Source organism: Citrobacter sp. S46_ASV_140 (assembly GCF_018919545.1).
GTDB classification, from domain to species: Bacteria; Pseudomonadota; Gammaproteobacteria; order Enterobacterales; family Enterobacteriaceae; genus Citrobacter; species Citrobacter braakii.
This window is the reverse complement of the sequence record NZ_JAHLRC010000105.1, coordinates 1-12,138: the sequence shown is the minus strand read 5'-3', so window position 1 is coordinate 12,138 and position 12,138 is coordinate 1. Positions and strand designations below refer to the sequence as shown.

At 50.9% G+C, this 12,138-nt stretch carries 12 protein-coding genes and 1 pseudogene; 7 read left to right on the top strand and 6 right to left on the bottom strand.

The window, feature by feature from the left end:
* The 5 genes and pseudogenes from sapF to sapA all read right to left on the bottom strand — a co-directional run.
* Positions 1-373: pseudogene (gene sapF, locus KQJ19_RS19010) on the bottom strand (peptide ABC transporter ATP-binding protein SapF); the annotation flags it as partial.
* A 1-nt stretch (position 374) separates the two neighbouring features.
* Positions 375-1,367 carry a peptide ABC transporter ATP-binding protein SapD gene (gene sapD / locus KQJ19_RS19005; protein ID WP_016153234.1) on the bottom strand — a complete coding sequence of 331 codons (993 nt, stop codon included), beginning with the start codon at positions 1,365-1,367 and terminating at the stop codon, positions 375-377.
* A complete protein-coding gene (gene sapC / locus KQJ19_RS19000) occupies positions 1,367-2,257 on the bottom strand; it encodes a peptide ABC transporter permease SapC (RefSeq protein ID WP_191221095.1) in 891 nt (296 codons plus the stop codon). Before sapC ends, sapD begins: the two co-directional genes overlap by 1 nt.
* Positions 2,244-3,209: a peptide ABC transporter permease SapB gene (sapB, locus tag KQJ19_RS18995; protein WP_003020545.1), complete on the bottom strand. Its 966-nt coding sequence runs from the start codon at positions 3,207-3,209 to the stop codon at positions 2,244-2,246. Before sapB ends, sapC begins: the two co-directional genes overlap by 14 nt.
* Positions 3,206-4,849 (bottom strand): ABC transporter substrate-binding protein SapA, encoded by a 1,644-nt coding sequence (gene sapA / locus KQJ19_RS18990; protein ID WP_216403988.1) that lies wholly within the window; start codon positions 4,847-4,849, stop codon positions 3,206-3,208. The genes sapB and sapA overlap by 4 nt, the downstream gene beginning before the upstream one ends.
* Before the next feature lie 783 nt (positions 4,850-5,632).
* Here sapA and KQJ19_RS18985 point away from each other — a divergent pair.
* Positions 5,633-6,541 carry an SDR family oxidoreductase gene (locus tag KQJ19_RS18985; protein WP_216403987.1) on the top strand — a complete coding sequence of 303 codons (909 nt, stop codon included), beginning with the start codon at positions 5,633-5,635 and terminating at the stop codon, positions 6,539-6,541.
* A 105-nt stretch (positions 6,542-6,646) separates the two neighbouring features.
* On the opposite strand, the gene pspF is transcribed toward KQJ19_RS18985, so the two are convergent.
* Positions 6,647-7,636, bottom strand: a complete 990-nt coding sequence (gene pspF / locus KQJ19_RS18980; protein WP_029139556.1) for a phage shock protein operon transcriptional activator — start codon at positions 7,634-7,636, stop codon at positions 6,647-6,649.
* Positions 7,637-7,791: 155 nt separating this feature from the next.
* On the opposite strand from pspF, the gene pspA reads away from it, so the two are divergent.
* The 6 genes from pspA to KQJ19_RS18950 all read left to right on the top strand — a co-directional run.
* A complete protein-coding gene (gene pspA / locus KQJ19_RS18975) occupies positions 7,792-8,460 on the top strand; it encodes a phage shock protein PspA (RefSeq protein WP_016153228.1) in 669 nt (222 codons plus the stop codon).
* Positions 8,461-8,514: 54 nt separating this feature from the next.
* Positions 8,515-8,739, top strand: coding sequence for an envelope stress response membrane protein PspB (pspB, locus tag KQJ19_RS18970; RefSeq protein ID WP_016153227.1), 225 nt, complete (start codon positions 8,515-8,517; stop codon positions 8,737-8,739).
* On the top strand, positions 8,739-9,098 hold the full coding sequence (pspC, locus tag KQJ19_RS18965; RefSeq protein ID WP_216403986.1) for an envelope stress response membrane protein PspC: 360 nt from the start codon (positions 8,739-8,741) through the stop codon (positions 9,096-9,098). The genes pspB and pspC overlap by 1 nt, the downstream gene beginning before the upstream one ends.
* An 8-nt stretch (positions 9,099-9,106) precedes the next feature.
* Positions 9,107-9,337 carry a phage shock protein PspD gene (pspD, locus tag KQJ19_RS18960; RefSeq protein WP_216403985.1) on the top strand — a complete coding sequence of 77 codons (231 nt, stop codon included), beginning with the start codon at positions 9,107-9,109 and terminating at the stop codon, positions 9,335-9,337.
* Between the two features lie 164 nt (positions 9,338-9,501).
* Complete coding sequence (locus KQJ19_RS18955) at positions 9,502-11,208, top strand: sugar phosphorylase (RefSeq protein ID WP_016156637.1); 1,707 nt, start codon at positions 9,502-9,504, stop codon at positions 11,206-11,208.
* Between the two features lie 16 nt (positions 11,209-11,224).
* On the top strand, positions 11,225-12,138 hold a 914-nt coding region (locus tag KQJ19_RS18950), incomplete at its 3' end, for an extracellular solute-binding protein (RefSeq protein ID WP_216403984.1).

Below are 12,138 nucleotides of genomic sequence, written 5' to 3'. Positions count from 1 at the left end.
GTTCAGGCTCGAGGTCGGTGTTCAGACGTAGCGGAAAATCGAGGATCTGCGAAATACGTTGCCGTGGGTTAAGCGACGTTGACGGATCCTGGAAAATCATACGGATACGCTGACTACGGAATGAATAATCACCATATTTTAACGGGTGATCGTCAATCAGCAGCTCACCGCTGGTGGGCTCAATCATACCGGCCAGCATCTTCGCCAGCGTAGATTTACCGGAACCATTTTCACCTATGACGGCGAGCGTCTGACGCTCGCGCAGGGTAAAGCTCAGCGGCTTAACGGCCTCAACGGTCTGACGGCGGAATAATCCCGTCCGGTAGCGAAAGGTTTTGCTCAGATTACGAACTTCGAGCAGGGTTTCTACCATCTCACTCTCTCTCCATGTTCAGCGGGAAATGACAGGCGTAGAGATGATTCTTTGCTCCGGTCAGTCTTGGGGTTTCGATACATTCGCGCTGAGCATAAGGGCAGCGCGGCCCCAGACGACAGCCGATAGGTAATTGTTCCAGCAATGGAATGGCTCCTGGCATGGTATTCAGGCGGCTTTTGTGCGGCATTGCGCTACCAAAATCAGGAATGGCGCGAATCAACGCTTGGGTATAAGGATGATGCGGAATAGTCACCAGCTCTTTACTGGGCGCAGTTTCCACCGTTTGCCCACAGTACATCACGTTAATTTTGTCAGCCCACTGGCTGAGCATTTGCAGGTCATGGCTGATCAACAAAATGGTGGTATTGCTGTTTTGGTTCAGCCGGGTCAGCAGGCGGAAAATTTGCGCCTGAGTGGTTGGCTCCATCGCGTTCGTTGGTTCGTCGGCAATCAGTAAACGCGGCTGATTAGCCAGGGCGATTGCGATCATCACCTTCTGGCATTCGCCGTCGGTCAGCTCATACGGGAAGCTGCGCATCGCATCTTTATGATCTTTTATCCCGACGCGGTGCAGGAGTTCAATCGCGCGGCGTTTACGCCAGCCGATACGCTGCCACCAGCGGCCTTTATAAGTCCATGCCGGAATATTTTGCATCAGTTGTCGTCCAATGCGCTCAGACGGATCGAGACACGATTGCGGTTCCTGAAAGATCATGGAAACGTTATGGCCGACCAGCTTGCGTCGTTCACGCGCGGAAAGGCGCAACAGATCGATATCATCAAAGCGCATGCGGTCTGCGGTTACGCGCCAGTTATCTTTAGCGACGCCGCAAATGGCCTTGGCGATCAGGCTCTTGCCCGATCCAGACTCGCCAACCAGTCCGCGGATTTCACCTTCATTGAGGGTCATGCTGACGCGGTCAACCGCTTTCACCCAGTCGTCGCCGGTTCTGAATTCAATGGTCAGGTTGCGGATATCCAGTAATGGCATTATTCCACCCCCGCAATAATTGCCCGGCGCACGCCATCACCCAGCAGGTTAACCAGCAGCACGCTTATCATAATCGCCGCACCTGGCAGCATAACCGTCCAGGGTGCGACATAAATCAGCTCCAGCGCGTCGCCAAGCATGGCTCCCCATTCTGGTGACGGCAACTGTGCGCCAAGGTCGAGAAAACCCAGCGCGGCGATGTCCAGAATCGCCATCGACAGCGCACGGGTGATTTCAGTGATAAGTCCGGCGGTAATATTGGGCAGAACGGCGAACCACAGGATATTGAGCGTGGTTGCACCGTCCAGGCGAGCGGCGATAACGTACTCTTTTTCCAGCTCGTCATGCACCATGCTGTAGACAGAGCGTACCATGCGCGGCAGCAGCGCCAGCCAGACGGCAAACATCGCGTGTGTCAGATGCGGTCCGGCAAAGGCCACCACAATAATTGCCAGCAGCAGCGAAGGGATCGAGAGCAGGGTGTCCAGAATGTGGTTCAGCACCGCGGAGCGCAAACCGTGCGTTGCACCGGCAACCACGCCCAGGAACAGGCCACATAGTGTGGCGGCGAGGGTGACGACAAACGCGCCGCCAACGGTTGGGGCCGCGCCGCTGAGCAGGCGACTTAACACGTCACGCCCGAGATCGTCAGTTCCGAGGAAAAATGAGACTTCGCCATAGCGCGACCATGACGGCGGTAAAAGCTGATAGCCGAGAAATTGCTGGTCGATGCCATAAGGGGCAAACCAACCACCAAAAATACACAGAATCGCCAATCCTGCGCAGCCATACAGGCCGATCATCGCAGTCGCATCGCCGTAAAAATTGCGCCATGCGGTGCGCAGCGTACCAGGCGGGCGCTTTTCGCTGTAGACGCTATCGTAAGGCATACCATTCCTTATGTTTCAGAGGGTTAGCCATAGCACCCAAAATATCAGAGATGACGTTAACGATGATAACCAGTGAGCCAATCACCATGACGCCCGCCGAAATTGCCGCGTAATCCTGCTGGCGAATTGCGTTAATCAGCCAACGGCCAAGACCTGGCCAGCTAAAGACCATCTCGGTGATCATCGCCAGCGTCAGCATGGTGGAAAACTGTAAGCCCAGACGCGGGATCACCGGCGGAAGGGCGTTGTGCAGAACGTGACGGCGCAGAATGGTTAAGCGTGACAGACCGCGCGTGGCGGCCGCTTTAACATAGTTTTGATCAAAGACCTCAATGGTGCTGATTCGCATCAGGCGAATAACTTCCGTGGTAGGGGCGACGGAAAGCGTCAACACCGGAAGCACCATGTGACGGATTGCGCTGACCAGCATTTCATCGCGCCAGGGCGAGTCGGAGATCCACGCATCAATAATGGCAAATCCGGTAACGGGCTTCACTTCATAGAGAAGATCAAAGCGTCCCGAAACGGGAAGCCAGCCGAGAGTCAATGAGAAGAGCAACGTCAGCAACAGCGCCAGCCAAAAAACCGGAATGGAAAAGCCCATCAACGCTAAGGCGCTGATGCAGCGGTCCTGCCATTTGTTCCGCGTGATCCCTGCCAGCATACCAACGGGGATCCCAACCATCAGCGCAAAACCAAAGGCCAGAATGCACAGTTCCATCGTCGCCGGGAACACCTCCTTCAACTGTTCTGAAATCAACTGGCCGTTAATACTGGATACACCAAAATCCCAGTGAATGAGGCCATTGAACCAGAATACCCAGGCGTTCCACAGCGATGCACCCTGTAACGGCGCATGAGGCGTGAAGTAGCTCAGGCTGAATCCAATAAAGGTCAGGAAGAAGAGGGTGACCAGCAGCAATAAAAAACGACGCAGGGTGAAGATAATCATGGCTTTTTCACCTCATCTTTCTTTTCCCTGGAAACCCCGGCAAAAGATGCATTGCCGAACGGACTCAGCACCAGTCCTTTGATATCGTAACGATAAGCCTGCAGACGCAGTGAAGAGGCCAGCGGCAGGATCGGTAACTCTTTCGCGAGAATATTTTGCGCTTCGTCATAGGCATCAATTCGCGATGAGAGTTGCTGCGAAGAGAGGGCCTTGCGCAGAACGCTGTCAAATTCCGGATTACACCAGTGGGCGAAGTTAGTCTGCGAGTTGATGGCGGCGCAGCTTAGCAACGGTCGGAAAAAACTGTCAGGATCGTTACTGTCCGTCGCCCAACCGGATAACGTTAGATCATGGTTCATATCCATTAATCGCGCCTCCTGAAAACGACCTTCTACCGGAATGATTTTAACTTTCACACCCGCCTGAGCCATGTCAGCCTGAATCAGCTCGGCGGTTTTCAGTGGACTGGGGTTCCAGGCCTGAGAACTGGTGGGTACCCAAAGCTGTAATGTCAGGTTCTCCAGCCCCAGTGCTTTTAACTGCTCGCGCGATTTTGCCGGATTGTACTCTGTAATTTTAGCTTCGTTGTCATAAGCCCACGAGGCACGAGGCAAAATAGATGCTGCGGTTTCCGCCGTCCCGTAGTAGATGGACTGCATCAGCCGTTGGTTATTGATGGCCAGCGCCAGCGCATGCCGCACGGCGGGATTATCCATCGGTGGTTTATTGGTATTGAATGCCAGATAGGCGATGTTCATCCCCGGGCGCAGGGTCAGACGCAGGCGCGGGTCATCACGCAAAATGCTGAGCTGACTGGCGGCAGGCCAGGCCAGAACATCACACTCACCGGTCAGGAGTTTCGATAGACGTCCGGTGCCGCCAGAGCCGAGGTCCACAACCACCTGCGGCATCAGAGGAGTACCACGCCAGAATTTTTCATGGCGCTGCAGTCGAACATATTGCCCTGCGCGATTCTCCGAAAGCTGGTACGGTCCGGTGCCGACGGGTTGTCTGTCGAGCAGCTCCTGACGATCCTGTTTTGCCAATTTAGCCGCATATTCTGCTGACATCACGGAGGCATAGTGCGTGGCGAGGTGCCACATGAAGGAGGCGTCGGGCTGAGTTAAGCGGAACTCAACGGTGTTGTTGTCCAGCTTGCGTACGCTTTGGACGTTATCGGCGAACTGTAGGCTGTCGAAGTAGGGGAAACTGCTACCGTTTACATTGTGCCACGGATGCTGGCGATCAAAGATGCGCTCGAAGGTAAACACCACGTCGTCTGCATTCAGTTTGCGGGTGGGGGTGAACCAGGCCGTCTTCTGAAACTGGACGTCACGACGCAGATGGAAGCGGTAGGTTGCGCCGTTATCCAGCACCTCCCAGCTTTCAGCCAGCTCAGGCACCAGTCGATAGGTGTACGGATCGACATCGAGCAGTCGGTCATACAGCTGGGCTGCCAGGGTGTCGACGATAAGACCGCTGCTCGCTTTTTGCGGGTTGAACGTATTGACCTGCCCGCTAACGCAATAGACAAAGCCGCTGTCACGAATATCAGCATGCGAAGCCTGTTCAGGCGCGGCAGCAGCCTGACCACTCAGAAATCCAGCCATCACGATCAGAGATGATAAAACCAGGCGCATAATTTTAAAGGATTATAAATAAAGAGGCTATCTTACTAATATTTAATGACATTTGCCATTACCGTTTGTGTTTGGGGGCCGTAAGGTGATAACCGCGAATTCAACATCGCGACAGGGTCACCCTTCATACCCGCTATCCACTTTGAATGTACTCTGTTAACTATCTTAGCATTTTCATGACCCATCTGACTCGCTAAAACGCGGGATTCGCTGGCTGACAGAAAAATGTGAGGGGACGTGGGGGAAAATGACCATGACCGCCAGGAGAGAGCATCAGCAATATCGCGGGGAGAATGAAATATAAAAATAACCTCATAATGGCGCTATAGATAATTTCATTCGTTCTCCATTTCGAGAAGGTTGAGATGTTAAGTTTGGTTGCTATTTATTCATGCTGAGCGTTAGATAATTCTTAAATGATAACGGTTTAATGAATCATAGTGTTGGTAAAATATAAGCGAGGCGACGTAGGTAGATGAATACAGGAAAAACAGTTGCATAGGGATTTATTAACGTCTCGCTTCTGAGTGGTATCTCGTTACTCAATGAAATTGTCTGTCCCGTTAAGGTTTTTTATGTATCTCATTGATATATATGGATATAGAAGTCATGAGTTAAGCAGGGTTTAATCTCATAAAATACTCGAAAGCGCGATGCGGTGATTAGTTTATCGGTAGAGGTGATATTACGCGAAATATTAAACTGCGGTGAATTATAAAGGTCATGTCACTCATTTTGGTCTACGCTTAATAATCTTTGTGATAAAAAATGAGAGGTATTTAAATGGCTGACTTAAACAATGAAAAAAAGACCATCAATAAAACTCATTCTGCGCGTTTTCCGGCACCGCCTTTTCCACAGCAGAAGCAACCCTTCCCAGGGCTGGCCGGAAAAATGCAACCGCGTCCCGATCATGGAGAGGAGAGCTATCAGGGAAGCGGTCGATTGAATGGGCGCAAGGTATTAATTACCGGGGGGGATTCAGGGATTGGCCGTGCTGTTGCCATCGCTTATGCCCGTGAAGGCGCTGATGTTGCGATCAACTATTTACCTGATGAAGAAGACGATGCGCGTGAAGTGGTCGACTTGATAAAAAAAGCAGGCAGAAATGTCGTGGCTATCCCCGGAGATATTCGAGATGAAACTTTTTGCGGCCAACTGGTTAAACAGGCGGTAAAAGGGCTGGGTGGGTTGGATATCCTCGTCAATAATGCGGGTCGTCAGCAATTTTGCGAGTCTATTGAGGCGCTCACCACAGAAGATTTCGATGCCACTTTCAAGACTAATGTCTACGCTATGTTTTGGATCACCAAAGCGGCTATCCCCTATCTTTCACGAGACAGCGTGATAATTAATACCTCCTCGGTACAGGCTTATGAGCCTAGTGAAATCCTGCTTGACTATGCTCAGACCAAAGCGGCGATCGTGGCATTTACTAAATCGCTGGCGAAACAGCTGGCACCTAAAGGGATACGGGTTAATGCCGTAGCGCCAGGCCCATACTGGACTGTACTGCAATGCTGTGGCGGTCAACCACAGGAAAAAGTGGAGAAATTTGGGGCAAATGCACCGCTGGGCCGTCCGGGCCAACCGGTGGAAATTGCGCCGCTTTATGTCACTTTGGCCGCTGAAGAGAACAGCTATACATCCGGCCAGGTTTGGTGCTCTGATGGGGGGACTGGAACCCTCTGACGTTTATGCTCCTTGAGTCGAAAAGTCAGAGGGGAAAGTGACTTTAATGGGTTGGTGCGGTCAATAAAGCGTCAAACCCTCCAATATAACGTTGGCAGAGGCGCGCTAAATCTGGTGTTTCTTAAGCAACGCGCGTAGCTGATGGTAAGTCAGACCCAGTAATTCAGCGGCTTTTTTCTGATTAAATTTCGCCTGCTGCAAGCTGGTTTGTAGAAAGTCTTTCTCTTGTTGCTGCTGGAATTCACGCAGATCCAGCGGTAATGCTACAGATGTCTGCTTTGGTGGTGCTGCCTGTGGCTGCGCAACGTGGCGGCGGAAGGGGTCAATGATGATCTCATCCAGCGGGTAATCGCTGGTACCGTGCCGGTAAACGGAGCGCTCCACGACGTTTTTCAGTTCACGAATATTACCCGGCCAACGGTAATGGAGGAGGGTTTCTCTGGCCTCGGCGCTAAATCCCGGAAAAAGTGGTAACCCGATCTCGCGGCACATCTGAATGGCAAAGTGTTCGGCCATTAACATGATGTCGCTTTGACGCTCGCGTAGTGGGGGAAGTTGCACCACGTCAAAGGCCAGACGATCCAGCAGGTCCGCGCGGAAAGTGCCTTCGCTGACCATACGTGGCAGGTCGGCATTGGTCGCGCAGACCAGTCGCACGTTAACCTGCAAGGGCTGGCTGCCGCCGACGCGTTCCAGCTCGCCATACTCAATTACGCGCAGCAGTTTTTCCTGTACCAACATTGGCGCGGTCGCCAGTTCATCAAGAAACAGCGTGCCGCCGTCGGCGCGTTCGAAACGTCCCGGATGGCGTTTTTGCGCACCGGTAAACGCACCGGCTTCGTGACCAAACAGTTCGGAATCAAGTAAGTTCTCGTTGAGGGCCGCGCAGTTAAGCGAAATAAATGGGCCCTGCCAACGGCTGGAGAGGTAGTGCAGGCGGTTGGCAATAAGCTCTTTCCCCGTACCTCGCTCACCGATAACCAGTACAGGTTTATCCAGCGGCGCCAGATGAGAAACCTGTTCCAGCACTTCAATAAAGCTGTTCGCTTCGCCCAGAATATTGTCTTTGTATCCTGCCATGATGAAATTCACCACTTGTTAGTGTTATTCACCAATTTACCCTAATTCTCCCGTCAGGTAAAATCGCATATTTACATTAAAATCAATTATTTAAAAAGTTGGCACGCCAAGTGCATTACGAAAACAGCAGGGCATAGCCCGATATCAGAACAGTAAGTGAGGATTACATTATGGGTATTTTTTCTCGTTTTGCCGACATCGTGAACGCCAACATTAATGCGTTGCTGGAAAAGGCTGAAGATCCGCAGAAGCTGGTGCGGTTAATGATCCAGGAAATGGAAGACACGCTGGTTGAGGTGCGCTCAAACTCCGCACGCGCTCTGGCAGAAAAGAAACAATTATCTCGCCGTATCGAACTGGCCAGCGCACAACAGGCAGAGTGGCAAGAAAAAGCCGAGCTGGCGCTGCGTAAAGAGAAAGAAGATTTGGCGCGTTCTGCCTTAATCGAAAAACAGAAACTGACTGATCTGATTGCTTCTCTGGAGCATGAGGTGACGCTGGTTGACGATACGCTGGCGCGAATGAAAAAAGAGATCGGTGAGCTGGAAAATAAACTCAGTGAAACCCGTGCTCGTCAGCAGGCATTGATGCTGCGCCATCAGGCTGCGAGCTCTTCGCGTGATGTTCGTCGTCAACTGGACAGCGGTAAGCTGGATGAAGCGATGGCACGCTTTGAATCTTTCGAGCGTCGTATCGATCAGATGGAAGCTGAGGCCGAAAGCCATAACTTCGGTAAACAGCAGTCTCTGGATCAGCAATTTGCTGACCTGAAAGCAGATGATGAAATCAGCGAGCAGCTGGCGCAACTTAAAGCCAAAATGCAGCAAGATAAGCAATAATAACATCTGGCGGCGCCCGAACGCGCCGCCGCTCATCACCTGTAAGGAGTACTCATGAGCGCGCTATTTCTGGCTATCCCATTAACCATCTTTGTGTTGTTCGTTTTACCGATTTGGCTCTGGCTGCATTACAGCAACCGTTCCAGTCGTGGCGAACTGGCGCAAAGTGAACAGCAACGTCTGGTAGAACTCAACGATGACGCACAGCGGATGCGCGAGCGCATTCAGGCGCTGGAAGACATCCTTGATGCTGAACATCCAAACTGGAGGGACCGCTAATGGGAGGCGTTAATCTGAACAAAAAACTGTGGCGTATTCCGCAACAGGGCATGGTGAAGGGGGTTTGCGCAGGTATAGCGCATTATCTCGATGTGCCTGTGAAGCTGGTGCGGATCCTGGTGGTGTTGTCCGTCTTTTTTGGTCTGGCCTTTTTCACCTTCGTCGCTTACATCGTGCTGACGTTTGCGTTGGACCCGATGCCGGACAATGTGGTTTCCGGTGAGCAGCAGCCATCAAGCGGCGAGCTGTTGGATGCCGTCGATCGCGAGCTGGCGGCAAGTGAAAAGCGTTTGCGTGAAATGGAGCGTTATGTCACCTCTGATACCTTTTCATTGCGCAGCCGTTTCCGCCAATTGTGAGGATAGAAATGAACAATCGCTGGCAACGTGCCGGGCAAAGGGTTAAGCCGGGCTTTCAAATAGCAGGTAAGCTGGTGCTTTTAACTGCGCTTCGTTACGGCCCGGCGGGGGTAGCAGGGTGGGCGGTGAAGTCCGTCGCCCGACGCCCGCTTAAAATGCTGCTGGCGTTGGTCCTGGAGCCGGTTTTGAGTCGGGCAGCGGCAAAATTATCGAAACGCTATTCAGGTAATCAACGCTGATATCCGAATCAGCAAAAGCAAGCAACAATTAATCAACATTCCCACTGTTAATTTGCGGCAGCTCACAAATACGATTTTTTGGCTGCCAAAATTCTTTTATTATCCCCCTCCTGGCCACCTCAGCCGATTGACAGCTTATTTCCCGCAGAGTAGTCTCTTGACTCATGGGACCGCTACCACGAGAATTGAAGGTGAACCAAAAAATCCAAAAATGCCTGGCAGAAGTTTATGGTGATACGTTTACTTCATGCCACTATGAAGCGCTGATTGCACGTTTAGAGAAATCACAGGGATTAATTAAAAAAATCCGTAAAGCGCATTGGGACGAGGGCGATGTGGTTCTTATTACCTACGCCGATCAATTCCACGGGGCAGGCAAAAAACCACTGCCGATGTTTAATCAATTTTATAATGAATGGCTTAAGTCGACATTTTCTCATGTGCATCTGTTGCCGTTTTATCCGTGGTCATCGGATGATGGTTTTTCCGTAATTAATTACCATCAGGTTGCCGAAGAAACCGGTGACTGGAATGATATTAAGCAATTGGGTAAATCCAGTCGACTGATGTTTGATTTTGTTTGTAACCATATGTCAGCGAAAAGCGAATGGTTTAATAACTATTTGCAACAGCTTGACGGTTATGAAGATTTCTTTATTGCGATGGATCCTGATACGGACCTGAGCAACGTAACGCGTCCACGCGCATTACCGTTACTGACGCCTTTTACGCTGAAAGATAACACCGTACGCTATTTATGGACGACGTTCAGCGACGACCAGATCGATCTCAACTATGCCAACCCGATAGTGTTACTGGCGATGGTCGATGTGCTATTGAGTTATCTTGAGCAGGGCGCCGATTATGTCCGCCTGGATGCGGTTGGCTTTATGTGGAAAGAGCCAGGAACGACCTGTATTCACCTGGAAAAAACGCATCAGCTTATCAAACTATTTCGCGCTATTGCTGACTGCGCGGCGCCTGGTACGGCGATTATTACCGAAACAAACGTTCCGCATAAGGATAATGTGTCCTACTACGGAAATGGCCGTGATGAAGCGCATATGGTGTACCAGTTCTCGTTACCGCCGCTGGTGCTGCATGCGGTACAACGCCAGGATACCTCAACCTTGTGCCAGTGGGCGCAATCACTGGAACTGCCGTCCAGTGAGACCACCTGGTTTAATTTCCTCGCATCGCATGACGGTATTGGTCTCAACCCATTACGTGGTTTGTTACCTGAAGACGAGATCGTGCGGCTGGTGACGGAATTACAACAGGAAGGCGCGCTGGTTAACTGGAAAAATAACCCTGATGGTAGTCGCAGTCCGTATGAAATTAACGTCACATATATGGACGCACTAACGCCAGGCAATTGTAGTGATGCCGAACGTTTTTCCCGCTTTATTCTCGCACATGCCATTTTGCTGAGTTTTCCGGGTGTACCTGCGGTTTACATTCAAAGCATTCTTGGGTCACGCAATGATTATAAAGGTGTCGAGGCGCTAGGTTATAACCGTGCGATCAACCGCAAAAAATATCAAATAAGCCAAATCGAAACGGAGCTGGCAGATGAAACCAGTTTGCGCCACGCTATTTATCATGAATTATCCCGATTAATTGTAATACGTCGTAGTAATAAAGCATTTCACCCTGATAGTGATTTTCAGATTAGCAGTGTTACACCGGCTGTAATGCAAATTAAACGTACGGCGGAAACAGGCGAAAAAATTACCGGATTATTTAATGTCAGCGGTCATACGCAAACCATTAGTATTGATGTTGAAAATGGATTTGATTTGATTAGCGGTAAAACTATTTCGGGTAAAGAATTAACGTTGAACGCCTGGCAGGTCATGTGGGTTAAGTAATAAAAAGGAACATTTCATGCTTAAAACTAAAATTGTGCTGATTTCAGCACTGGTTTCCTGCGCCCTGGTTTCCGGGTGTAAGGATGATAAAACGTCCTCTGTTGCGATTGAATTTATGCACTCTTCTGTTGAACAGGAGCGGCAGGCGGTTATTGCAAAACTGATTGAGCGTTTTGAAAAAGAGAACCCGGGGATCAGTGTCAAACAGGTTCCTGTAGAAGAAGATGCGTACAACACCAAGGTCATTACCCTGGCGCGGAGTGGTTCACTGCCTGAAGTCATTGAAACCAGCCATGACTACGCGAAAGTTATGGATAAAGAATCACTTATCGATCGTAAAGCCGTAGCGCAGGTCATCAACGCTGTAGGTGAAGGTACTTTTTATGATGGCGTGCTGCGTATTGTGCGCACTGAAGACGGTACCGCCTGGACCGGGGTTCCGGTTAGCGCCTGGATTGGCGGGATCTGGTATCGCAAAGATGTGCTGGCAAACGCTGGGCTGGAAGAGCCAAAAGACTGGCAACAACTGCTGAGCGTGGCGCAGAAGCTAAACAATCCTGGTAGTAAGAAATATGGTATTGCGCTGCCCACGGCGGAAAGCGTTTTGACCGAACAGTCATTTTCCCAGTTCGCACTCTCAAACCAGGCCAACGTTTTTGATGCGCAAGGAAAGATAACGCTCAACACACCTGAAATGGCGCAGGCGCTGCAGTATTACCGCCAATTGGCAATGAACACCATGCCGGGCTCAAACGACATCATGGAAGTCAAAGACGCGTTCATGAACGGCACGGCGCCGATGGCGATTTATTCCACCTATATCCTCCCGGCGGTGATTAAAGAGGGCGATCCTAAAAATGTGGGCTTTATGGTGCCGACGGAAAAAAACTCCGCTGTTTACGGCATGCTGACGTCGTTAACCATTACCGC

What these genes read in the sequence shown, in the direction of transcription:
- sapD (WP_016153234.1), bottom strand. Translation starts at nt 1,367, where the DNA reads ATGCCATTACTGGATATCCGCAACCTGACCATTGAATTCAGAACCGGC.
- sapC (WP_191221095.1), bottom strand. Translation starts at nt 2,257, where the DNA reads ATGCCTTACGATAGCGTCTACAGCGAAAAGCGCCCGCCTGGTACGCTG.
- sapB (WP_003020545.1), bottom strand. Translation starts at nt 3,209, where the DNA reads ATGATTATCTTCACCCTGCGTCGTTTTTTATTGCTGCTGGTCACCCTC.
- sapA (WP_216403988.1), bottom strand. Translation starts at nt 4,849, where the DNA reads ATGCGCCTGGTTTTATCATCTCTGATCGTGATGGCTGGATTTCTGAGT.
- KQJ19_RS18985 (WP_216403987.1), top strand. Translation starts at nt 5,633, where the DNA reads ATGGCTGACTTAAACAATGAAAAAAAGACCATCAATAAAACTCATTCT.
- pspA (WP_016153228.1), top strand. Translation starts at nt 7,792, where the DNA reads ATGGGTATTTTTTCTCGTTTTGCCGACATCGTGAACGCCAACATTAAT.
- pspB (WP_016153227.1), top strand. Translation starts at nt 8,515, where the DNA reads ATGAGCGCGCTATTTCTGGCTATCCCATTAACCATCTTTGTGTTGTTC.
- pspC (WP_216403986.1), top strand. Translation starts at nt 8,739, where the DNA reads ATGGGAGGCGTTAATCTGAACAAAAAACTGTGGCGTATTCCGCAACAG.
- pspD (WP_216403985.1), top strand. Translation starts at nt 9,107, where the DNA reads ATGAACAATCGCTGGCAACGTGCCGGGCAAAGGGTTAAGCCGGGCTTT.
- KQJ19_RS18955 (WP_016156637.1), top strand. Translation starts at nt 9,502, where the DNA reads ATGGGACCGCTACCACGAGAATTGAAGGTGAACCAAAAAATCCAAAAA.